General features: G+C 73.6%; 16 protein-coding genes and 1 pseudogene. 10 read left to right on the plus strand and 7 right to left on the minus strand.

What is annotated here, in order from left to right:
* Positions 1-108 precede the first annotated feature (108 nt).
* Entirely contained in the window at positions 109-468 is a 360-nt protein-coding gene (locus tag AC1C2W_RS02525) for a DUF3499 domain-containing protein (RefSeq protein ID WP_495387942.1), read from the plus strand.
* Positions 469-489: 21 nt separating this feature from the next.
* Here AC1C2W_RS02525 and manA read toward each other — a convergent pair whose 3' ends face one another.
* On the minus strand, positions 490-1719 hold the full coding sequence (manA, locus tag AC1C2W_RS02530; RefSeq protein WP_495412282.1) for a mannose-6-phosphate isomerase, class I: 1230 nt from the start codon (positions 1717-1719) through the stop codon (positions 490-492).
* Between the two features lie 105 nt (positions 1720-1824).
* On the opposite strand from manA, the gene AC1C2W_RS02535 reads away from it, so the two are divergent.
* The 3 genes and pseudogenes from AC1C2W_RS02535 to AC1C2W_RS02545 all read left to right on the plus strand — a co-directional run.
* Complete coding sequence (locus AC1C2W_RS02535) at positions 1825-3315, plus strand: phosphomannomutase/phosphoglucomutase (protein ID WP_495412283.1); 1491 nt, start codon at positions 1825-1827, stop codon at positions 3313-3315.
* Positions 3312-3536: a Trm112 family protein gene (locus tag AC1C2W_RS02540; protein WP_495412284.1), complete on the plus strand. Its 225-nt coding sequence runs from the start codon at positions 3312-3314 to the stop codon at positions 3534-3536. Before AC1C2W_RS02535 ends, AC1C2W_RS02540 begins: the two co-directional genes overlap by 4 nt.
* 37 nt (positions 3537-3573) lie before the next feature.
* Positions 3574-3855, plus strand: a pseudogene (locus tag AC1C2W_RS02545) (glycosyltransferase); the annotation flags it as partial.
* 30 nt (positions 3856-3885) lie between these two features.
* Here the strand turns inward: AC1C2W_RS02545 and AC1C2W_RS02550 are convergent.
* Entirely contained in the window at positions 3886-5256 is a 1371-nt protein-coding gene (locus AC1C2W_RS02550; protein WP_495412344.1) for a SpoIID/LytB domain-containing protein, read from the minus strand.
* Positions 5257-5449: 193 nt separating this feature from the next.
* On the opposite strand from AC1C2W_RS02550, the gene AC1C2W_RS02555 reads away from it, so the two are divergent.
* The 4 genes from AC1C2W_RS02555 to glf all read left to right on the plus strand — a co-directional run bounded on the left by AC1C2W_RS02555 (position 5450) and on the right by glf (position 12633).
* Positions 5450-7402, plus strand: a complete 1953-nt coding sequence (locus AC1C2W_RS02555; RefSeq protein WP_495387937.1) for a peptidoglycan recognition protein family protein — start codon at positions 5450-5452, stop codon at positions 7400-7402.
* Between the two features lie 173 nt (positions 7403-7575).
* Positions 7576-9483 carry a glycosyltransferase gene (locus AC1C2W_RS02560; protein ID WP_495412285.1) on the plus strand — a complete coding sequence of 636 codons (1908 nt, stop codon included), beginning with the start codon at positions 7576-7578 and terminating at the stop codon, positions 9481-9483.
* 10 nt (positions 9484-9493) lie between these two features.
* A complete protein-coding gene (locus tag AC1C2W_RS02565; RefSeq protein ID WP_495412286.1) occupies positions 9494-11359 on the plus strand; it encodes a glycosyltransferase in 1866 nt (621 codons plus the stop codon).
* Positions 11360-11496: 137 nt separating this feature from the next.
* Positions 11497-12633, plus strand: a complete 1137-nt coding sequence (gene glf / locus AC1C2W_RS02570; protein WP_495412287.1) for a UDP-galactopyranose mutase — start codon at positions 11497-11499, stop codon at positions 12631-12633.
* An 82-nt stretch (positions 12634-12715) separates the two neighbouring features.
* On the opposite strand, the gene AC1C2W_RS02575 is transcribed toward glf, so the two are convergent.
* The 3 genes from AC1C2W_RS02575 to AC1C2W_RS02585 all read right to left on the minus strand — a co-directional run bounded on the left by AC1C2W_RS02575 (position 12716) and on the right by AC1C2W_RS02585 (position 16326).
* Positions 12716-13291 carry a putative endonuclease domain-containing protein gene (locus AC1C2W_RS02575; protein WP_495412288.1) on the minus strand — a complete coding sequence of 192 codons (576 nt, stop codon included), beginning with the start codon at positions 13289-13291 and terminating at the stop codon, positions 12716-12718.
* Positions 13292-13604: 313 nt separating this feature from the next.
* On the minus strand, positions 13605-15749 hold the full coding sequence (locus tag AC1C2W_RS02580; RefSeq protein ID WP_495412289.1) for an acyltransferase family protein: 2145 nt from the start codon (positions 15747-15749) through the stop codon (positions 13605-13607).
* A gap of 82 nt (positions 15750-15831) precedes the next feature.
* Entirely contained in the window at positions 15832-16326 is a 495-nt protein-coding gene (locus tag AC1C2W_RS02585; protein WP_495412290.1) for a hypothetical protein, read from the minus strand.
* A 189-nt stretch (positions 16327-16515) separates the two neighbouring features.
* Here AC1C2W_RS02585 and AC1C2W_RS02590 point away from each other — a divergent pair, with 189 nt between their 5' ends.
* A complete protein-coding gene (locus tag AC1C2W_RS02590) occupies positions 16516-17403 on the plus strand; it encodes a TylF/MycF/NovP-related O-methyltransferase (RefSeq protein ID WP_495412291.1) in 888 nt (295 codons plus the stop codon).
* A 22-nt stretch (positions 17404-17425) separates the two neighbouring features.
* Here AC1C2W_RS02590 and AC1C2W_RS02595 read toward each other — a convergent pair whose 3' ends face one another.
* Entirely contained in the window at positions 17426-18544 is a 1119-nt protein-coding gene (locus AC1C2W_RS02595) for an acyltransferase family protein (RefSeq protein WP_495412292.1), read from the minus strand.
* 47 nt (positions 18545-18591) lie between these two features.
* Positions 18592-21063, minus strand: coding sequence for a glycosyltransferase (locus AC1C2W_RS02600; protein WP_495412293.1), 2472 nt, complete (start codon positions 21061-21063; stop codon positions 18592-18594).
* Between the two features lie 133 nt (positions 21064-21196).
* On the opposite strand from AC1C2W_RS02600, the gene AC1C2W_RS02605 reads away from it, so the two are divergent.
* A complete protein-coding gene (locus tag AC1C2W_RS02605; RefSeq protein WP_495412294.1) occupies positions 21197-22777 on the plus strand; it encodes a glycosyltransferase in 1581 nt (526 codons plus the stop codon).
* The last annotated feature ends 3 nt before the right edge of the window (positions 22778-22780 follow it).

Here is a 22780-nt window from a genome sequence, read left to right on the forward strand (position 1 = left end):
CGTCGGTCGAGCTTGTCGAGACCATCAACCCCGGGTTTCGACAAGCTCAACCGGCGGGGCACGGCGAGCCCCGTGCGCGGGTACCCGGCTGCGGCGTAGTCTCCCCGCGTGAGATCGGTGAGGCAGTGCTCGCGCACGGCGTGCTCGCGCGCCGCCGTGGCGACGCTCACGTACGTGTACGCGGACTCGACCGCTGTGCTGGGTCCGCTCGCGCAGCACGCCGAGCCCCACAGCTACGACCTGTGCGCGGAGCACGCCGAGGGGCTGACCGCCCCCCGCGGGTGGGAGGTCATGCGCTTCACCCCCGCCTTCGAGGATCCGGCGCCGTCCCCCGACGACCTGTCGGCGCTGGCGGAGGCCGTCCGCGAGGCCGGCCGCGTGCGTCAGGAGCCGGTGAGCGAGCCGACGTCGGTCACCGAGACCGCCCGCCGCGGCCACCTGCGCGTGCTGCGCGCCGAGGGCGACTGAGCCCACCGGCGGAGCCGCGGGTCAGGGCACCCAGGCGCAGACGGCGTGCCCGGAGCCGGAGAGCGTCAGGGCACCGGCGGCGTGCGGCACGAAGACGGAGCCGCCGCGGCGCACCGTCGTCGGGCCGGCGCACCGCTCGGCGGTGAGGGTCAGGTCGCCGGCGAGGCACAGCACGATGCGCGGCCCCTCCCCGGGCAGGTCGACGTCCTCGCCCGGGACCACGTCGGCCACGGAGAGCGCGAACTCGCGCACCGGGGCCCGGTAGGTACTCACCTGGCCCCGCGCGCCCGTGGTCCGGGTGCGCGGCGGCTGCGGCGGGCGCGGCACGAAGGACGCGCACTCGACCAGCGCCGCCTCGTCCACCAGCTTGGTGGTGAGGCCGGCGCGGAGCACGTTGTCCGACGACGCCATGATCTCGATCCCGAGACCCGACAGGTAGGCGTGCACCTCGCCGGCGGGGAGGAACAGGCCCTGGCCCGGGTCCAGGGTGACGCGGTTGAGCAGCAGCGAGGCGAGCGCGCCCGGGTCGCCGGGGTGCTGGTCGGCGAGCTGCAGGACGGTCGCGTCCGCGCGGGTGGACGGCGAACCGCCCGCGAGGCGCGCGCCGACGGACGCCACCGTCGCGGCGACGTCCTGCCGCGTGCCGACGTCGCGGCGCGCGGCGACCAGGCGGGAGAACGCCGCCTTGACGCCGCGCGCCGACCGGTCCGCGGCGAGTAGGTCGCGGACGGCGCCTACCAGGGCGCCGTCGAGCCCGTCGACGAGGTCCAGGACTGCGCGCGGCGCGCGGAATCCCGCCAGCCCGTCGAACTCGGTGAGCGCGACCACCATCTCCGGCTTGTGCTGGTCGTCGTGGAACGACCGGCGGGGGTCGCCCGCGGACAGCCCGGCGCGGTTCTCGCGGTTGAACCCGGCGCGCGCGGCGTGCGGGCGCGGGTGCACCTGCAGGGACAGCGCCCGGTCGGCCGCCAGGACCTTGAGCAGGTACGGCAGCCGCGGGCCGTACTCGTCGGCCACGCGCCGTCCCAGCATCGCGTCGGGGGCGGAGCGCACCAGCTCCAGCAGGGACGTGGGGGATGACGACGCGGCCGACGACGGAGCCACCCGCGACGGGGCGCTGGGGTGCGCGCCGAGCCACAGCTCCGCGGCCGGTTCGCCGTCGGGCGTGGTGTCGAGGAGCTCGTGAAGGCGCGTGCGCGAGCCCCAGTCGGAGTGCTGGACGGTGTTCTCCAGCGGGTACAGCTCGGGCACGGTGCTCAGCCTTCCACACCGGGCCGACGGCGGGGCCCCGCGCGGATCCGATCCACCCGCAGATCCACCCGCTGGAGCGCGGAAGGGGCACGTACGCTGTGGGGCGTGACGATCGACCTGGGCACCATCATCAAGGCGTACGACGTGCGCGGCACCGTGCCGGACCAGCTCTCGCCCGACGTGGCGCGCGCCATCGGCGCCGCGTTCGCCCGGGTGGTGGCGCTGCCCGAGGGGGCGCGGCGCGTGGTGGTGGGCCACGACATGCGCGACTCCGGCCCCGCCCTGGTGGAGGCGTTCACCCAGGGTGTGACGGGCGAGGGCGTCGACGTCGTGCGGATCGGTTTGTGCTCGACCGACGGGCTCTACCACGCGTCGGGGGTGCTGGACGCCCCGGGGGCGATGTTCACGGCGTCGCACAACCCCGCCGTCTACAACGGCATCAAGCTGTGCCGGGCGGGCGCGCGGCCCGTCGGGCAGGACACCGGGCTCGCCGCGGTCCGCGAGCTCGCGCAGGAGCTGCTGGACGGCCCGCCAAGCTCAACCAGCGGGACGGTTTCGACAAGCTCAACCAGCGGGACGGTTTCGACCCTTCGACAGGCTCAGGACGGCGCAGGCTCGACCAGCGAGCAGGACACGCTCGGCGACTACGCCGCGTTCCTGCGCGGGCTGGTGGACCTGTCGGGCATCCGCCCGCTGAAGGTGGTGGTGGACGCCGGCAACGGCATGGCCGGCCACACGGTCCCGGCGGTGCTCGGCACGGGGGCGGGGCTGCCCGCGCTGCCGCTCGACATCGTGCCGCTGTACTTCGAGCTCGACGGCACGTTCCCCCACCACGAGGCCAACCCGCTGGACCCCAAGAACCTCGAGGACCTGCGGGCCGCCGTCGTCGAGCACGACGCCGACCTCGGCCTCGCCTTCGACGGCGACGCCGACCGCTGCTTCGTCGTCGACGAGCACGGCGACCCCGTCTCGCCGTCCGCGGTCACCGCCCTGGTGGGGCTGCGGGAGGTGGCCAAGGAGCTCGACGCCGGCCGCACGCCGACGGTGATCCACAACCTCATCACCTCCCGCGCCGTGCCGGACCTGCTGCGGGCTGGCGACGCCACGACGGTGCGCACCCGCGTGGGCCACTCGTTCATCAAGGCGCAGATGGCCCAGCACGACGCCGTCTTCGGCGGCGAGCACAGCGCGCACTACTACTTCCGCGACTTCTTCTTCGCCGACACCGGCATGCTCGCGGCGATGCACGTGCTGGCCGCGCTCGGCGGCCAGCCGCACCCGCTGTCCGTGGTCGCGGAGATGTACTCCCCGTACGTCGCGTCGGGCGAGATCAACTCGACCGTGGCGGACGCCGCGGCCGCGACCGAGCGGGTGCGTGCGGCCTACGGCGCGTCGTACCCCGACGCGGACGTCGACGAGCTCGACGGGCTGACGGTGGCGCACTGGGACGACGCGCACCCGCAGTGGTGGTTCAACCTGCGCGCGTCCAACACGGAGCCCCTGCTGCGGCTCAACGTCGAGGCGGCCGACGAGGACATCATGATCAAGGTGCGCGACGACGTGCTGTCGCTCGTGCGGGAGGGGACGCAGGCATGACCCAGGACGAGGGCATCACCGGCGCGGCGAGGGCCACCACCGGACTCGACCCGTGGGTACGCAGCGTGCTGCGGTGCCCGGTGACCGGCGCCGAGCTGGTCGACGCCGTCGGGCCACAGGGCGAGCCCGAGCTGCGTTCGACCGATCCCGAGCGGCCCCTCGCGTACCCCGTGCGCGACGGCATCCCCGTGCTGCTGGAGAGCGACGCCCGCACGCTCTGACCGCCGCCGACGACGGCGAACGCCGGCCGCCCCGGCGGTGGCCGGGTACCCCCCAGAAGCGGCTCGACCACCTCCTGCGGGCGCTCGCCGCCGGGCTCGGCATCGCCGACGCGGTGACGTTCCGCGGCCGCACCGCGGAGCCGCACCGCGGAGCCGCACCGCGGAGCCGCTGCGCGCGTTCGCGGCTGCGCGGGTCGCAGCGATGACCTCCCGGCACGAGGGGCTGCCGCTCACCCTCACCGAGGACATGTCGGCGGGCACGCCGTTCGTCGCCTACGACTGCTGCTACGGCCCCGCGGAGGTGATCCGCGACGCGAGAACGGGTACCTCGTGGCGCCCGGCGACGCGCTCAGCCAGCGGCGATCTTGGTGATCCAGGCCGCGGGGACGGAGCCGGTCGTGGTGCGGGCGCCGATCTTCGAGCGCATCGCGTCGGCCTTGCCCGTCAGGGTGGCCTTCGCGCCGTTCGACGCGGTGGCCGTCAGCGTGCGGACCTGACCGCTCGACCACTTCGCCGTCACCTTGATGGACTGGACGTTCGGCAGGCCGAAGAGCGCGCGGGCCTTCGCCTGGGTGATCTTGCGGGTCCACGACGCGTACGAGTTGCCGGGCGCCGCCTTGCTGTACGGGTCGGAGACCGAGCGCTCGTAGGCGATCCTCGACGCCCACACGTCCTCGGAGTTCGCCGTCCGCCCCCCGCTGGACGAGTAGTAGTGCGCCGCCACGGCCTTGCCGCCGTAGGTCAGCACGCGGGCCCGGGTGCGGCTGGACGTGGTGGCGTCGACGGCCTTCTTCCAGACCTTGCCGTACTTGGCTCCCGTGCCCTCGGACTCCTTCTTCCAGCCCGAGTAGTACTGGTCGCGCACGTCGTCGACGACATTGCAGCGGCAGTCGGCGTCCACCGGCTTGGTCAGCACGTACGAGCGAGCGGTGATCGCCTGCGCGGCCAGTGCGGACAGCCCCTTGTTCAGCCCCCACGACGACGGCATCTCCGCGATGCCGTACAGGTACTCGGTGTTGAGCAGCACGTCGTTGGTGATGTTCGGGACGCCGCCCCGGGCCGTCGTCGTGAGCCGGCCGTGCTTGTACGTCCCGTGCGCTCCTGAGACGGACGCGACCGCGGCCTTCCCCGTGCGCTTGTAGTACCGGGTTCCCGACCAGTTGATGCGCAGCAGCTGGTCGTAGTACTTCTTGCCGTTCACCGTGACCCGGGAACGCCCGCCGGCCGTCACCGTGACCGCGAAGGTCTCCGTGCCGGAGCCGGTGGCCAGGGTCTTCCCGTCCTCGTTGCCCAGGCGCCAGTTGCCGCCGCGTACCGTGACCGTGGTCGTCTTCTTCGTGTCGCCGTAGCCGGACCGCCCGGCGGGGTCCTTGCCGTAGACCTGCACCAGGATGTTGTTGCCGGTGGTGGTCTTCCAGGCGACGTTCGCCCCGGAGTAGTAGTGCTTGAGGACGTCCCAGCTCGCCTTGCCCTGGCGGGCGAGCTGGTAGGCGCCGTACTGCGCCATCCCGACGCCGTGGCCGTACCCCGAGCCGGTCAGCGTGAACGAGCTGGGGGGCGCTGCCTGTGCGGACGTCGCGACGGCCACCCCGCCGCTGACCGCCACCAGGCCCGAGACCACGGCCGCGACCAGGCGGCGCGGACCACGGCGGGCCGTGCCACGGCGGCTCGTCGGTGTTCTCGGGGCACGGGCCCCTTCGCTCGTGCGGTCGTCGTTCATCGTGATCACCCCCTCGGCCACTGTGCCCCAGGGGTTCGGGACCGGCATCCGGAGGCTGCCCGGCCACGGCGGATCTGCGCCTCGGGGTGCCGGGGCGCGTCGGACTCCCTATCGTCGTGCGGGTCAGGTGCCCGGCGCGACCATGGTGGACGAGCGGAGACGACCGATGGCGACAAGGGATGCGACTCGAGGAATGGCTCGACGAACGGTCCGGACCTGCGTCACGACGACGACCGTCGTGGCGCTGGCCCTCGCGGGGGTGGTCCTCCCGACCGTCTCCCTCCCGGTGCCTCAGGCCCACGCGGTGGCCCCCGACGTGGAGCGCGTGCCGATGCACGGCATCGACTCCGGCGCCCGCCACGAGAAGGGTGCGCTCGACGACGCGGTCGGGCACGACCACGTGGCGCCGGAGGGCGCCGAGGCGGCCGAGGGCGCGGACCCCGGGGACGGGGCGGAGGCGCTGTCCACGCAGGAGGCGCCGGACGAAGGCGACCTGGCGGCGCTGAGCGAGCGCACCACGACGCAGGACTTCCTCGTCGCCGGGGTCACCTGGGACGCCGCGTCGACGCAGGACGTGACCGAGGTGGCCGTGCGCGTGCGCGAGGGCGGCCTGTGGACCGACTGGCAGTCGATGGGCCTGGACGGTATCGCCCTGGAGGGCGGCCGGGCCGGGACGGAACCGATCGTGTCGACCGGGGCCGACGGCGTCCAGGCCCGGGTGCGTACCGCGAGCGGTACGCCGCCGGCGGGCCTCCAGGTGGACGTGGTGGACCCGGGCACCTCCCGCGCCGACGCGAACATCGGGAGCGACACCGGGCCGGCGTCCTCGGCGAGCGCGGGCACCGGGTTCGAGATCCGGCCCCACGTCGTGACGCGGTCCGGCTGGGGTGCCGACGAGTCCCTGTCGGGCAGCTGGCCCGAGACGTCGAAGTCCCTCAAGGCGATCTACGTGCACCACACCGCGGGCACGAACGGTTATCGCGAGAGCCAGTCCGCCGCCCTGGTGCGCGGCATCTACGCGTACCACACCAGGTCCCGCGGCTGGCCGGACATCGGGTACCAGTTCCTCGTCGACAAGTACGGCAACATCTTCCAGGGCCGCAAGGACGCGCGCGTCGACAACCCGATCGGCGCCCAGGCCGGCGGGTACAACACCGGCACGATCGGCGTCTCCGCGATGGGCAACTTCGAGACGGCGAGGCCCACCAGCGCGCTCCTCAGCGGGATCGCCAAGGTGATCGCGTGGAAGTCGTACCAGTACCACATCAACCCGAAGGGCAGGACGACCCTCATGACGGGCGGCAGCACCGGCTCGGGCACGCGGGCGAACCCCGGCACCACGGTGCGCGTGCCCACCGTGCTGATGCACCGGACCACCAACGAGACGGCCTGTCCGGGCCGATATCTCGCCGCGAAGATGGGCACCCTGCGCAACGGCGCGGCGTCGCGCAAGGCCGCCGCGATCAAGAAGTACGGCTCGATGCGGTGGGCGGTGAAGGCGCCGACCCGGTACACGCCGTCGTCCTCGCAGGCGCCGGTGCAGTGGTCCACCAAGGCGACGTACAAGTGGAAGAAGGTGTCCGGCGCGAAGTACTACCAGGTGCTGTACCGCGAGGCGCACTGGAACTCCGACATGCCCAGCACCAACTACTGGCGCGTGCTCAAGTCGAAGACCACGGCCAGGTCGATCACGGTGAACCTGAGCTACGGCAAGTCCCGCGAGATCGCCGTGCGCGCGATCAGCTCGAAGTACCACCGCGGCCCCATGACGAGCGTCGTGCGCACGAGCACCACGATCCTGCCGAAGTCGTGGTCGTTCTCCAGCGGGTGGAAGAAGGTCCACCACAAGATCTACTACGGCGACTACGCGTACCAGACGACCAAGGGCGGCGCGAAGATCAGCCTCGGCAGCGCCAACCAGGTGCGGCGGGTCATCGTCCGCGGACCGACGAACCCGGCCGACGGCAAGCTCCAGGTGCTGGTGGGCGGGAAGGTCCGCGGCACGCTCGACTTCGGCAGGGCGCGGGACGGCGACCGCATCTTCAGCGTGAAGCTGTCGAGCATGTCCGACGGCACGGTGACGCTGCGCAAGGTGAGCGACGGGAAGAAGGTACGGATCAGCAAGATCTCCATTGCGCGCTGGTAGCCCTCGCTGGTTGAGCCTGTCGAAACCACCGCTGGTTGAGCCTGTCGGAACCACCGCTGGTTGAGCTTGTCGGAACCACCGCTGGTTGAGCTTGTCGAAACCCATGTGGTTTCGACAAGCTCAACCGGCGAAGGACAGCAGGGAGGATCGGCGAGGGCGCTAGGGTCGAGCGCGTGCATCTCGCCCAGCAGCTGATCCTGCTCCCTGCCGACGGGTCGTCCGACCGCCGCGCCCTGTGCGTGGAGGACGGCCCCGCGGTCGTCTCCGGCGACGGGGCGCGCGTCCCGGCGGGCACCTCGCAGGGTTTCGCGACCTACTTCTCGGCGTTCCCGGCCTCGTACTGGGTGCGCTGGGCGGGCGTGACGACGGCTCGTCTGGAGGTCGACGCCACCGGCGCCGGCACCGTGCGGCTGGTGCGCTCGGACGCGACCTCGCTGGTGGAGCCTGTCGAAACTTTGCCGGTTCAGCCTGTCGGTACCCGGGCCTCGACGTCGTCGGTCGAGCCTGTCGAGACCTCGGTTCCGACAGGTTCAACCAGCAGTGTCGTGATCGACGTCGACGTCTCGGGCATGGCCGACGGCGGCTGGCTGTGGTTCGAGGTGGACGCCGGAGACACGGACGTCGTCGTCACCGACGCGCGCTGGCTGGTGGACGTCGGCCCGCGCCGCACCGGCGACGTGTGCCTGTCGATCACCACGATGGACAAGCCGGAGTTCTGCGTCGCCACGCTGCGGCGGATCGCGGCCTCGGCGCCGCTGGCCGAGGCGGCGGGCACGGTGCTCGTCGTCGACCAGGGGACGCGGCGCGTCGTCGACCACCCGGACTACGCCGAGGTGGCGGCCGCCCTGGGCGACCGGCTGACCGTGATCGAGCAGCGCAACCTCGGCGGGTCGGGCGGCTTCTCCCGGGGGATGCTCGAGGCGCTCGACCGCCCGGACGCGGACGCGGTGATCATCCTCGACGACGACGTCGAGGTGGAGCCCGAGGCGCTGCTGCGGGCGATCCGCTTCCACCGCGCCGCCCGCACGCCCGTCGTCGTGGGCGGGCACATGCTCGACCTGTACCGCCCGACGGTGCTCAACTCGTTCAGCGAGGTGGTGCACGAGCGCACCTTCAACTGGGGCCCGCCGCGGCCCGACCAGCAGTGGCACGACCTCGCCGCCGGCCCGCTGCGTGACACCCCCTGGCTGCACGAGCGCGGCGTCAGCGACTTCAACGGCTGGTGGATGTGCCTCCTGCCCACCGACGTGCTGCGCGCCGTCGGCCTGTCGCTGCCGCTGTTCCTCAAGTGGGACGACGCGGAGTTCGGGCTGCGGGCGCGCGACGCCGGCCGCGACACGGTGTCGCTGCCCGGCGCGGCGCTGTGGCACGTGGCCTGGACGGAGAAGGACGACACCGTCGAGTGGCAGGCCTACCTGCACGTTCGCAACCGGGTGATCGCGGCCCTGCTGCACGCCCGTCGGCCGCGCGCCGGGCTGCTGCTGCCCGGGCTGCTCGCCACCGACCTGAAGCTCCTGCTGGGCATGCGGTACTACGCCGTCGACCTGCACCTGCGCGCCCTGCGCGACGTGCTCGCCGGCCCCGGCGACCTGCACGCCGACCTCGAGAGGGTGGTCCCGGCCGCGCGCGCGGTGGGCTCCGCCTACCTCGAGACCACCGTGCACCGCGCCGGGGACCCCGTGTTCGACCGGGCGCCCGGCGGCGCAGCGGGCCCCGGTCCGGGCCCGCGGCCGTCTTCGCCCGTGGCGCTGGCGCGGCTCGCGCTGAGCGGGCTGGCGCGCAACCTCCGCCCCACCCCGGGCGGCGACGCCCCGGCCGCCACCCTGCGCCGCGAGCAGGCGACCTGGTGGGAGGTGCCCGGGCACGACTCGGTGCTGGTGCTGACTTCCGACGGCGGCTCCGGCGTCTGGCTGCGCCGCGACCGGCGCCGGTTCTGGCGGCTGGCGTGGGCCTCCGTGGGCACGCACCTGCGCCTCGCTCTCCGGTGGAGGGCCGTCTCGGGCCGGTGGCGGGCCGCCGCCGGGGGCCTGGTCGACCCGGAGACCTGGCGGGCGACCTTCGCACCCCCCGCGGCCCACTAAGATGTGCGGGATGTCCACCCCCTTCGTCGTTGCGGTCGTCGTGTCGTACAACAGAGCCGCGCTGCTCGGCGCGGCCCTCGACGCGCTGGCCGCGCAGACCCGCCCGGTCGATCGCGTCGTCGTCGTCGACAACGCGTCGACCGACGACGCCCTCCAGGTGGCGCGGTCCCACCCCAGCGCCCCCGAGGTCGTCGCGCTCAAGCGCAACACCGGCGGCGCCGGCGGCTTCGCCGTCGGGATCGCGACCGCCGTCGCCGACCTCGACGCCGACCTCGTGTGGGTCATGGACGACGACACCATCCCCACCCCCACGGCCCTCGACGCGCTGCTCGGCGCGCGCGACGCCTACGCCGGCGACGTGACCGCGATGGCCAGCCGGGTCGTGTGGACCGACGGCAGCGACCACCCCATGAACACGCCGCGCACGCGGCCGGGGGCCACGCCGGCCGAGCTGCACCGGGCCCGTGCCGTCGGCGCGATGCCCGTGCGGTCGATGTCCTTCGTGTCGATGCTGATCGACGCGCGCGCCGTGCGGGCCCTGGGGCTGCCGGTGAGCGACTTCTTCATCTGGAACGACGACTTCGAGTACTCCACCCGGCTGCTGCGCCGGGGCACCGGCCTGTACGTGCCGGGCAGCGTCGTCGAGCACCGCACGGCCCGCCTGGTCGGCACCGACGACGACCCCGGCCCGCGCTTCTACTACGAGGTGCGGAACAAGGTCTGGACGTTCACGCGCTCGTCGGCCCTCGCGGCGTCGGAGCGCGTGCTCTACGGCGGGTCGACGCTGCGTCGCTGGACCCGCACCGTGGAGCGCTCCTCCGACCGCGCCACGCTGCTGAAGGCCGGCGGTCGCGGGCTGTGGCACGGCATGGTGCGGCGCCCCCGTGCGGACACCGAGGTGCTGTCCGGCGTCGGGCCGGCCGCGCTGAGCGTCGCCCGGGTCGAGGTGGGCCCGGCCGACGGCGATGTCGGCCCGTCGCGTCCGGCCACGCCCGCCTCGGCGCCGGCGGCACGGACGCCCGTCGCCCGCGGCCCCCTCGACGACCAGCGGTTCTCCGTGCTGCTGCCCGTGTACGCGGGCGACGACGCGGCGCACCTCGAGCGCGGCTTCCTGTCCGTCACCCGCGACCAGACGCTCCGGCCCGACGAGGTCGTCGTCGTCCGCGACGGGCCCGTGGGCGACGACGTCGCCGCCGGCCTCGCGCGGCTGCACGAGCTCACCGACGTCCCCGTCACGCTGGTTCCGCTGGACCGGAACGTCGGCCTGGCCCGCGCCCTGGAGGCCGGGCTCGAGGCGTGCAAGCACGAGATCGTGGCGCGCGCCGACGCGGACGACATCTCGCGGCCTGAGCGGTTCGCCGCCCAGGTGCCGCTCGTCGCCGCCGGGCACGACATCGTCGGCTCCGCCATCCAGGAGTTCGACGAGGACGAGGCCGCGCCCGGCATGGTGCGCATGCCGCCCACCGGGGACGACATCGCCACGACGGCGCGCTTCCGCGACCCGTTCAACCACCCGTCGGTCGTGTACCGGCGTTCCGCCGTCGCCGCGGCGGGCGGGTACGAGCACCTGGACCTCATGGAGGACTACCTGCTGTTCGCCCGCATGATCGCGGGCGGCGCGGTCGCGCAGAACGTCACCGACCCGCTGGTGCTCTACCGCGTGGGCGCCGGGGCGTACGCGCGGCGCGGCGGGCGGCGACTGCTCGCGTCCGAGCTCGCGCTGCAGCGCACCCTGCACTCCGAGGGCTTCCTCACGGGCCCGCAGCTGGTGCGCAACGTGGTGGTGCGCGCCGGCTACCGCGTGGTGCCCGAGAAGGTGCGCAAGGCCGGGTACCGCACCTACACGCGCCTGCGCGGCGGGTACGAGCCGGACTGACCGATCCCGCTGGTTGAGCCCGTCGAAACCCGTCCCGCTGGTTGAGCCCGTCGAAACCCGTCCCGCTGGTTGAGCCCGTCGAAACCCGGGACCGTGGTCTCGACAAGCTCCACCGGCGCAACCTGGAGGAACCTGACATGACCGACCTCGTCGTCGTCGGCACCGGACTCTTCGGCCTGACCGTCGCCGAGCAGATGGCCGGCCAGGGCCGCAAGGTGCTCATGATCGACCGCCGCGACCACATCGGCGGCAACGCGTACAGCGAGCTGGACCCGGACACCGGCATCGAGGTGCACCGGTACGGGGCGCACCTGTTCCACACCTCGAACGAGCGGGTGTGGGAGTACGTCAACCGGTTCACGGCGTTCACGGGCTACGTGCACCGCGTGTACACCACGCACCGCGGCGAGGTCTTCCCGATGCCGATCAACCTCGGCACGATCAACCAGTTCTTCCGCTCGGCGCACGGCCCCGACGCGGCGCGTGCGCTGGTGCGCGAGCAGGCGGCCGAGCTCGAGGGCCGGCGGCCGTCGAACCTGGACGAGCAGGGCGTGTCGCTCATCGGGCGGCCGCTGTACGAGGCGTTCATCAAGGGCTACACGGCCAAGCAGTGGCAGACCGACCCGCGTGAGCTGCCGGCGTCGATCATCTCCCGGCTGCCGGTGCGCTACACCTACGACAACCGGTACTTCAACGACACCCACGAGGGCTTGCCGGTCGACGGGTACACGGCGTGGCTGGAGCGCATGGCCGACCACCCGAACATCGAGGTGCGCCTGGCCACCGACTTCTTCGACGACGCGCAGCCGGTCAACAAGAAGGCCGTCGTGGGTCAGGTGCCGGTGGTGTACACCGGGCCGGTGGACCGCTACTTCGACGACGCCGAGGGGGCGCTCTCGTGGCGCACCCTGGACTTCGAGCGCGAGGTGCTACCGGTCGGGGACTTCCAGGGCACGCCGGTGATGAACTACGCCGACACCGAGGTGCCGTACACGCGCATCCTCGAGTTCCGCCACTTCCACCCCGAGCGCGAGTACACCTCCGACAAGACCGTCATCGTGCGCGAGTACTCGCGGTTCGCCGAGCGCGGGGACGAGCCGTACTACCCGGTGAACACGCCCGCCGACCGCGACCGGCTCAAGCGCTACCGCGAGCTGATGACGGACGAGCCGGACGTGCACTTCGGCGGTCGGCTGGGCACCTACCAGTACCTCGACATGCACATGGCCATCGGCTCCGCCCTCGCGATGGTCGACAACCGCCTCACCCCCTGAATGCCGCCGGGGTGCCCGCCGCCCGGGGTGCCGAACAGGTGATTGACACCGTGATGGGCGCCGAACGACGCCCATCACGGTGTCAACCACCTGTTCGGCGGGCTGTTGCCAGCGCGGACCGGACGATGGTTCCCACGGAGTCCCGGGCCACATGGCCGGCGTCGAACCGGAGCAGCTGCACACCGAGCGCGGTGAGGGCGTTGTCACGGTCCCGGTCGCGGCGGACACCGCCCGGGAGGTCGTCGTGCCACGCGCGCCCGTCCATCTCGCCGACCAGCCAGCCGCCAGGAATGCGCCAGGCCAGGTCGCCGACGGCGAGGAGGTGGCCCGAACGGTCGTGCAGGGGGAGCTGGAGCGTGTCCGGCGGGACACCTTCGTCGATGCACTGCCAACGTCCCATCGACTCCAACGGCGATGCCGCGCGCGGATCCGCGAGGTCCCACAGGTCGTGGCGGAGGGCGACACCGCGGCGTCCCCGAGCATGGTCGTGTGCGCGATCGAGACCGCGGCGGTCGATGGCGTCGAGTCGCAGCGCCGAGTCCAGCACCGCGAGGCCGTGCGCCATCGGCGGCTCGGGGACGGCCTGGGCGATCGCCCACTCGGCCGAGGCGATCTTGCGCGGCCCGGTGCGCCGGTCGCCGAACTCCGCGGTCGTCATGCCGTCGTCGAACTGACGCAGGGGGATGCCCGGGCGCCCGACGCGGCGCGACGCCTTCGGTAACGCGGCCCCCGGGCGCGGGCGGGTGGGTAGTCCGTCGATCCCGTGGAGCGCAAGAGCCGACGTGCCCACGGAGGCACCGCCACGGTGTCCACGACACCACGCGCCATGGCCCGCCATCGACCACCGGCGACGAGCCGTGAGCGTCGGGACGCGCCGACGCCGTGCCGCTCGCACTGCGGGGCGGACAAGGAGCCCTGTGGGCAGCCTCCAGCCACGTGTGCCGAACAGGCGGTGGCACAACGAGCGGGCGTCAGACCGGGATGCCCGCCTGGCGGATGCCGTCCACCAGGTACGGCGTCAGCGTCCGGGTGTACGTAGTGGTCAGGTGGTGCTTGTCGCGATACACGTTGACGCCGCCGATGACGGCGGGGCAGCGGCCGTCGCGGCAGTAGAGCCCGGTGAGGTCGACGTACGAGCCTCCGGGCACCTCGTCGACGGCGTCCTCATACACCTGCGGGTCGGGGAACGCCCGCCGCTCCGAGAGATCGCACCGGTCGGGGTTCGCGCCGAAGCTGCGGTCGAGGCACTGTGACGGATCCTCGTCGTGCCGCGGGTTGTCCGACAGCGCGACGATCGGCACGCCCCGCTCGGCCACGGGGTCCCACGCGTCGGCGAGATCGTCCGCCTGCCGGTCGGCGCTCCCGGACAGGTACTTGAGGTAGCCCGTGGTGACGACGACGTCCGTGACGGACGCCTCCCGCTCGAGCCACGGCTCGAGCCGGTCCTTCCACCGCTCGCAGGTGCGCGCCCGCTCGCCGTCCGCGTCGACGGGGCCCGCCGTCCACGGGCAGGAGCTCTTGAGCTGCACGCTGAGGCTGATCCGGTCCTGGTCGACGAGCCCGAGGAACGCCGGCATCATCGCGCGGGCGTGGGAGTCGCCCACCAGCACGACGTGCGGGACGTCGGCGTCGTCGACCGCGCCGAACTCGCAGTCCGCGAGGGCGGACTCGTCGGTGTCCACGAAGCACTCCTTGTGCTCGGCGATGTCGCCGGAGACGGCCTCGGGGGCCGGCACGACGACGTCGTCGAGCTCGGGGTTGTGGCAGGGCTCGTCGGGGTCCATGGCCTCGGCGCCGAAGCACGGGGGCTGCTCCGCGACGACGGCGGCGGCGATCGCCTCCTGCTCCTGCACGCGGTGCTGCGCGACGCCGAGCGCGCACCCGGCCACGAGGGCGAGCGCGCCGGCGCCGGCCGCCGAGAGGCCGAGGGCGCGGCCGGTGCGGTTCAGGTCCCAGCGCCGGGAGAAGCGGGCCGGGTCCTCGACGAACCTCTTCGTGAGCGCCGAGACGAGCACGACGCCGGCGAGCAGCACGACCCGCTCGAGCAGGCCGGGCTCGCGGCCCAGCACCAGGGGCGCCAGCACGATCGCGGGCCAGTGCCACAGGTAGAGCGAGTAGGAGACCTCTCCCGTGAACGGCACGGGCCGCCAGCCGTACAGGCGGGTGGGGGACAGCCGGCCGCCCGGCGCGCCCGCGGCGATGACGGCGGCCGTCGCGAGCACGGGCACGAGGGCGGCGGTGCCCGGGAACGGCGTCGCGGCGTCGAAGGTGAACGCGCACGCGACGAGGGCGGCCAGCCCCGCCCAGGCCGCGGCGGCCCGGACCCCGTCGCCGACCGGGCGCCGGCCCGTCCGTGCCAGCCACAGGGCGAGCAGCGCGCCGGCGCCGAACTGCCACGCGCGGGTGGTGGTGACGAAGTACGCGGAGGCCGGGCTCGCGGTGGTCAGCCAGAGCGAGTAGGCGAAGGACGCGGCGGTGGCGGCGGCGAGGAGCACGCCGGTCGTGCGGCGCGCGGACCCGCCCCGGCGGGCCGCGACGACCGTGGCGAGCAGCACGAGCAGCGGCCACACCAGGTAGAACTGCTCCTCGGTGGACAGCGACCAGTAGTGCTGGACGGGTGACGGGTCGTTGTCCGCCGCGAGGTAGTCGACGGCGTCGGCGGCGAGCACCCAGTTCTCGGCGTACAGGGTGGCGCCGAGGGTCTCGCGGAACCACTGCTGCCACAGGGAGTGCGGCGCCAGCAGCAGGGTCGCGACGATCGTCACCGCGAGGACGATGTAGGCGGCGGGCAGCAGGCGGCGAGCGCGGCGGGCCCAGAACCGTCCGAGGCGGATACGTCCCGTCGACTCGGCCTCGCGCAGCAGGTGGCCCGTGATGAGGAAGCCGGAGATGACGAAGAAGACGTCGACGCCCACGTAGCCGCCGGGGATCCGGCCGGGCCAGAGGTGGAACAGGACCACCATCCCGACGGCCAGCGCCCGCAGCGCCTGTACCTCCGGGCGGAACCCCCGCGGGGTGGCGCGGCCCGAGGTGGCGCGGCCCGGGGCGGCGCCGTCCGAGGCCTTGTCGACGGCAGGCGGGCGGACGTGGTCGTGGTCGTGCACGGAGCTGGGCATGCGGAGGGATCACCGTGGAACGTCGGGGGCAGTGCGGGTCGCGCCGTCGGTTCCGGTGACGGCGCCGGTGCACGAACGCCGGTCAGGCTAGCCGCACCCCGCGTCCTCGGGCCAAACCAACACACGTCCGCAGGGTGTCGGCCATGCACTTGCGTGCGTTCTCAGCGCTGAGAACGCGCGAAAGTGCATGGTCGGCGTGCCGGTAACCGGTCGGGGGACCCAGGCGCAGACGGCGCGTCGACGGTGAGCGACCCGCGGCGTCGGGGACGAAGCACGACTCGCCCCGTCGCAGCAGGAGCTCGCCGGTGCCGCGCACCCAGGCCGCGTACCGGTCGGCGTGCACGAGGCCGTCGGCCACCAGCGCGGAGCCGACGACGACGAGGCGCTGCGGCGGGCGCGGCGCCCGCAGCAGCGCGGCCTGGAAGGCGCCCGAGAAGGGGTCGCCCACCACCACGGTGTCGTCGGGCAGGCGCCGGGGCGCCGGGGCGGGCTCCACGTCCAGCCCGGGGGGCAGGCCGAGGGCGCGCACGGCGTCGATGCCGGCCGTGAGCGCCGGGACGTCGGCGCGGGCCAGCACGCGGGTGCTGGCGCCGGCGTGCCCGGCGGCGCAGCGGGGACCCGACGAGCGCGGTTACCTCGTCAGTGTCACCACGGCGGGCGACGCGCGGGGGACGTCGGGGTAGCCGGGGGATGAACGTTGGGTGCCGCCGACCGCGCCCACGACCGTCCCCTGGCCATCCGGCGCCCGGTGGGTTTCGATGGGCACATGCCCCAACGGAGCGTGCGGGAAAGGCTCGTGGCCGCCCTGCGGGGAGGTGCACGGGCGACGACCTCGGCGCCGGCCGACGAACGGGGGGCGGCCGAGGTCGCCGAGCTGCGCACCGAGCTGGCCCGGACCCGCAAGGAGCTGGAGGCCCGCCGCACCGACGTGCGCAAGCTGCGCAAGCGGGTCCGTGAGCTCGAGGCGGACCAGCTCGACGACCTGCCCGACCCCGTCGCGGCCATGGTCCGAGCGGTGCGGGCCGAGCACCTCACCCTGCTCGGCATCAGGCCGCTGCACGACCTCGCGCACGCCGTGCTCGGCGCCGAGGCGCGGGCGCTGCCCGGCATGCTGCTCGAGTGCGGCACCGCCCGCGGAGGGTCCGCCATCGTGATCGCCGCCGCCAAGGCGCCTACCCGGCACCTCGCCGTCCACGACGTGTTCGGCCTCATCCCGCCGCCCACGGTGGACGACGGGGACGACGTGCACACCCGGTACGCGACGATCGCCGAGGGGCGGGCGAAGGGGCGCGGCGGTGACGCCTACTACGGCTACCGGGACGACCTGTACGCGGAGGTCTGCGAGTCGTTCGCCCGGCACGGGCTCCCGGTCGAGAGCTCGAACGTCGACCTGGTGCGGGGGCTGTTCGAGGACACCCTCACCGGCGACGAGCCCGTCGCCGTGGCACATCTCGACGGCGACTGGTACGCGTCGACACGCACCTGCCTGGAGCGGGTGGTGCCGCGCCTCGTCCCCGGCGGCCGTGTCGTCATCGACGACTACTTCGCCTGGTCGGGCTGCCGCAAGGCGGTCGACGAGTTCCTCGCCCAGGACCAGCACGGGCTCGTGCGCGAGATGCACTCCCGCCTGCACCTCGTCGTGCCCGGCGGTTGAGCGCAGGCTCGACCGCCGAAGCTCAGCGCCGGGTGTCGAGCGTCTTGTCGAGGCCGTGCCGCACGCCGTCGCGGAGCCGGTCGTGCACGCGGTTCTCGATGCCGTAGTGCAGCAGCGCGGCGATGCCGAGCGACAGCGCGGTCGCGACGGCGAGCACGACCCAGCGCGAGACGTCGTCGTGCAGCAGGTCGATCACCGCGAACCCGAACTGCCCGTGCACGAGGTAGAGCGGGTACGTGAGCGCGCCGAGGGTGGAGAGCACCCGCCAGTCGACGTGTCGCAGCGGGCCGCTGCTGAGCGCCCACACCAGCACCACCATCACCGCCACCGCCGCCGCGCACACGGCAGGGGAGACGGGCGCCCCCACGTGCTCGGCCGCCGTGCCCGCGTAGTGGTACGCCTGGCGCATGCCGAGGGCCGTGGTGAGCGCGACGCCGAGCCAGACCGCCAGGTCGCCGCCGTCCTTGTACACGAGGAAGAGCAGCATGCCGACGGCGAAGTACGGGGCGTACGAGGGGATGAGCAGCGACGACAGCAGGTCGCTGTCCGTGGCCCGCGCCAGCTGCGCGACCAGCGGCCAGAGCACGGCGAACGCGATCACGCGCCGGCGGGTGATCCCCACGAGGATGAAGACGCCGATGAGCAGGTAGAACTTCATCTCGAACCAGAGCGTCCAGAACGCGCCCTGGACGTTCGGCGCGTCCCACGCCTCCTGGAGCATCGTGAGGTTCAGCAGCGAGTCGAGCAGCGTGGGGTTGCGCCCGCCGTCCCACACGAGCTGCAGCCCGACCGTGAGCACGATCGCCGCCCAGTAGGCCGGGTACAGCCGGGCGACCCGCGAGGCCGCGAACCCGCTGATCGTGCGCCCGTACGCCGTCATCATGATGACGAACCCGCTGATCACGAAGAACAGCTGGACGCCGAGGAAGCCGTACCGCGTCACGTGGTTGAGGACCGGGAACACCTCGTGCGGGGGCGCGCCCCACTGCGGGATGCCGATGCCCGTGTAGTGAAAGCCGAGCACCACCGCCGCCGCGAGGAAGCGCAGCCCGTCGAGGCCGCGCAGCCGGGGCCGGGGGCGCACCCGTGCGGGGGTGGCGGCCCCGTGCGGGGCTGCGGTGGCGGTGGGCTGGGAGGTCACGGGCGGCGACGGTACCTGGTCCGGTGCTGGGGGCGACGACTGTCGTCTCAACCAGCGGCGACGGGCTCGACGGGTGTCTCGGCGCGGTCGTGCCACAGCTCCTGCCGGGCGACGTAGGCGTCGTCCCAGGGCTTCACGCGGTCGGCCCAGTGCACCAGCTTCGCGTCCGCGCCCGGGAGGTCGCGCGTGGGCACGTGGTCCCAGGCCGGGTCGAGCTCGGTGCGGTGCGGGCCCGCGTACAGGTGCAGCGCCTCACGCGCGTCGACGCGGAACTCCCGCATGGCCGTCAGGGCCTCGGCGGCGAATCCGCGCTCCCGCAGCCGCGCGAGGTCGAGCACCAGCACGCTCGTGTCGAACGCGTTGAAGTCGAACACGTGGCGTGCGTGGATGCGCCGGTAGAAGTCGTACGCCGTCGCGGGCGCGTCGTCGAGGCGCCGGGCCGCGCGGTACAGGAGGCCGAACCCGCTGGGGTCCGCGTGCGAGGCGTGCCGGGCGGCCAGGGCGGTGTCGGCGAGGTCGACAGCGGCGAGCTCGGCGAGGTCGCCGAGCACCACTGCGTCCACGGGCAGCACCACCGCGCGGTCGACGCCGGGCAGCAGGTGCGGCAGCAGCACGTGGTGCGCGTGCTGGCCGGGAGTGATCCCCACGGACGTCAGGTCGAGCGAGGTGGTCGGGACCCGGTGCACGTCGGTGCGAGCGGAGAGCTCCGGCAGGCTGACCTGGGTGACGCGGGGGCCCACGAGCCAGACCCGCAGCGGGGTGGAGGCGGCGGCGTCCAGGGCGCGCACCGCATCCCCGACGCGGGACAACTCGTCGCGACGGGGCAGGAGCACGACGTCGACGGACCCGGCGACCGGCTCCGCCTCGACGACGGCCGGCGCAGCGAGCGCGGCCGGCGTGACGGGAAGCTCCGGGAGCGGCGTCGCGGCGGTGTGCCGCGACCGCGCGAGCTCGACCTCGGGGGCGACGGTCTCGCGCCACAGCGCGTAGACGTCCTCGGCGGCCCGGCCCTCGAAGATCGCGGACAGAACGGGCTCGAGCCGGGCGATCATGCCGGCGCGGATGGCCTCGAAGCCGTCGTGGTCCAGCGGGTGCAGACCGCTGAAGCGGACGTCGGCGTAGTTCGCGGGCTGGAAGTCCACCTCGAGGCCGAGGGACGTCGTCGGCAGGTAGCAGTGCAGGCGCTTGGTCACGACATGCGTGTAGCTGGTGCGGTACCACTCGAGCAGGCGCACGGCCTCGCGCATGTTCTCCACGAACGTGCGCGCCTTGACGCCGGGGTAGCTCTGCTTGATGTTGTCGTGCCCGTCGGGCACGGGCTCGCGCACGGCGTCGACGTAGACGGTGGCAGGCTCCGGCCGCGACTCGAGCTCGGGGAAGACGGTGCTCACCGTGGTGGTGAGGCAGCCCGAGAAGAAGGCGGGCACGTCGAGGGAGAGGAGTAGGTCGACCGTGGTCCAGTCGCGGCAGCCGACGGGTCCGTGGGCCCGCAGGTAGTCGAGCACCTCGGGCGTGAGCAGGCCGCGCTTGTTGCAGTGGAACGAGACGAAGAGCGGCTGCAGGTTCTCGTGCATGGGGAAGTCCCACACGCCGGTGGCGGCGAGGTCGTGGGAGTGCCAGCCGAACTCGAGCATCCAGGTGCCCTCGGGGAACGCCTGGAACGTGGAGCCGTCGCGGTCCACGCGGTACAGCTCGACGTCTGTGGCGTCGCCGTCGAGCTGCAGCTCCGGGCGCACCCGGCCCTGCATCTCCTCGACGAAGCCCACCAGCTCGGGCTGCCCGTGGAACCGCAGGTTCTGCCGGCGCACCACGTGGCCCAGGGAGGACAGCGTCTGGACGTGGTCGCCGATGTTCTGCGACGTCTTGCCCTTGCCCGGCTGCACGTAGTCCATGACGGCGAACGGCACCCGGGCGCCGGGGGCGGGCGCGGTGGCGTGCCGCTCCGCGCGGCGCCACCGGTCGAGCCAGGCGATCTCCTGCGCGCCACCGGGCCAGCGCTGCTCGTCGCCGTGGTACGACGCGACGAGGCGGTCGTGCACCGTGTGCCGCAGCGCCGTGTCCCCGTGCGCGAACACGTAGCGCAGCACCGTGTGCCAGGTCCGCGCGCGGATCGCGACGGGCGCGTTGTCGAGCCACTCGCGGGTCCGCTCGAGGCCACGCTGCGGGTCCACGCGGTAGAGGGACTCGACGAACGCGACGGGGGTCACGGCCAGTGCGGCCCCTTCGGTCTGGTCGAAGAGGTGCAGCGCGCGCTCGTAGAGGCGCTTGTGGTGGGCGACCAGGCCGGCCGCCAGCAGGGCGTCGTCGGTGGGCGAGGCCTGTGCCAGCCCCGCGTCGACCAGCGACTGCGCCGCCTTGACGTCCTTGGCGCCCAGCTGAGCGCGCACCTGGTGCACGGACGGGTGGCGGCGCGACGCCGGGGCGTCGGCGGTCGACGACGGGCGCGGCCCGAGTGCGGACCGGACGGCTCGGCGGGCGCCGCGGAGCCAGGTGGCAGGGTGCAGCGAGCGGCGGGGCATGAACTCTCCCGGATGGGGGTCGGCGGGCCGGGCGATACTACACCGGAGCAGTCGGAGAACGGGCCCGGATCGGGCGGTCCGTCCCGGGCCCCGGACGGCCGTGCAGGGGGGTGCCAGCCCCTACGATGGGCCGGTGCCCCCCACCCACGGACACCCGACGATCCCGCTCCCGCCAGGGAGCCACGCCGCGGCGACCTGGACGATCCCTGCCACCTACGGTGGCATGACGTCGGCGCTGCTGCGGCGCTCTCGCGCGTTCGCCCAGGAGGCCGGTGTCCCCGTGCGGATCCTTACCTTCGCCCCGACGCTCGACGTCGAGGCCACCCGCGCCGACCTCGAGAAGCGCGGGGAGCTGGTGCCCGGCGTCACGCTGCACAACGTCTGGGCCGACCTGCGCGAGCTGCCCGACGACGTCGTCGCGCCCCCGCCCGGCACCCGGCCGCAGGAGCGGCGGACGGGGGAGCCCGGGGAGCTGATGCGCGTCGAGGGCGGCCGGCCCGCCGGCGGGCAGGACGACGGCGGTCAGGACGACGGTGACGACGGTGGTCAGGACGAGGAGGCGCAGCGGTACCTGCACTTCCGGTCCGACCGGACCCTCGCGGCCGTGGACGAGCGCACGGGGACCAGCCGGAGCATCACGTTGTACTCCCGCGACGGCCGCGCCGGCCGCCGCTGGGGCTCCGTGTGGTCGCTCTACCGGTACTGGTTGGACGTCGTGCTGCCGGAGAAGCCGGGCTACGTGGTGATCGACAGCAAGACGATGGTGAAGTTCTTCGGCTCGCTGAAGCGCGAGGACCTCTACACCGCCCACCTCGTGCACGGTGCGCACCTGTCGGCCAAGGCGACCGATGCGCACGGCCCTCTCACGGTGGCGCGGACGCCGCTGATCGAGCACCTCGACGACTACGACGCGGTGGTCTTCCTCACCGAGGGCCAGCGTCGCGACGTCGTGGACCGCGTGGGCGAGCGCCCCAACACCTACGTCGTGCCGAACAGCACCGACCTGCCCGACGGCCCCGTGCCCGAGCACCCGGACCGGTACCGCGGGGCGGTGCTGGCGTCGCTGCACGCACGCAAGCGCGTGGGCCACGCCATGGTCGGGCTGGGGCGGGCCGCGCGGCGCACCGGCCTGGACCTCACGCTGGACGTGTACGGCGACGGCCCGGAGCGCGAACGGGTGGCGGCGCGGGCGGCGAAGGTCCCGGGCGTCACGCTGCACGGCTTCGTGCCCGGGGCGGCCGACCACCTCGCCGACGCGTCGTTCCTGCTGCTGACGAGCCGGTCCGAGGGGCTCCCGCTCGTCTTCGCGGAGGCCATGTCGCGCGGCTGCGTGCCCATCGCGTACGACATCCGGTACGGCCCCGCCGACATCATCACCGACGGGGTGGACGGCTTCCTCGTGCCGGACGGCGACGCCGACGCCCTCGCGGCCGCCATCGAACGGTTCGTCACGCTCGACGACGACGCCGTCCGCCGCATGCGCGAGGCCGCCATCGAGACGGCCAGGGGTTACTCGGACGCCGCTGTGGTCGCGCGGTGGGCCGAGGTGTTCGGCGATGTGACCAGGCGGCGGCCCCAGCCGGCCGACCGGGCCGCGCGTGGCACGACGACGGCCGGCACCACGACGGCCGGCACGACGACCATCACGGCGCCCGGCGCCCGGCCCGGGGTGTTCCGACGCCTGGCCGGTATGCTGCGACGCGCCCCCCGCTGACCG

It is taken from the genome of Isoptericola sp. Y581 (genome assembly GCF_059445475.1).

What these genes read in the sequence shown, in the direction of transcription:
- AC1C2W_RS02575 (WP_495412288.1), bottom strand. Translation starts at nt 13,291, where the DNA reads ATGACGACCGCGGAGTTCGGCGACCGGCGCACCGGGCCGCGCAAGATC.
- AC1C2W_RS02590 (WP_495412291.1), top strand. Translation starts at nt 16,516, where the DNA reads ATGCCCCAACGGAGCGTGCGGGAAAGGCTCGTGGCCGCCCTGCGGGGA.
- AC1C2W_RS02565 (WP_495412286.1), top strand. Translation starts at nt 9,494, where the DNA reads ATGTCCACCCCCTTCGTCGTTGCGGTCGTCGTGTCGTACAACAGAGCC.
- glf (WP_495412287.1), top strand. Translation starts at nt 11,497, where the DNA reads ATGACCGACCTCGTCGTCGTCGGCACCGGACTCTTCGGCCTGACCGTC.
- AC1C2W_RS02580 (WP_495412289.1), bottom strand. Translation starts at nt 15,749, where the DNA reads ATGCCCAGCTCCGTGCACGACCACGACCACGTCCGCCCGCCTGCCGTC.
- AC1C2W_RS02550 (WP_495412344.1), bottom strand. Translation starts at nt 5,256, where the DNA reads ATGAACGACGACCGCACGAGCGAAGGGGCCCGTGCCCCGAGAACACCG.
- AC1C2W_RS02600 (WP_495412293.1), bottom strand. Translation starts at nt 21,063, where the DNA reads ATGCCCCGCCGCTCGCTGCACCCTGCCACCTGGCTCCGCGGCGCCCGC.
- AC1C2W_RS02555 (WP_495387937.1), top strand. Translation starts at nt 5,450, where the DNA reads ATGGCTCGACGAACGGTCCGGACCTGCGTCACGACGACGACCGTCGTG.
- AC1C2W_RS02540 (WP_495412284.1), top strand. Translation starts at nt 3,312, where the DNA reads ATGACCCAGGACGAGGGCATCACCGGCGCGGCGAGGGCCACCACCGGA.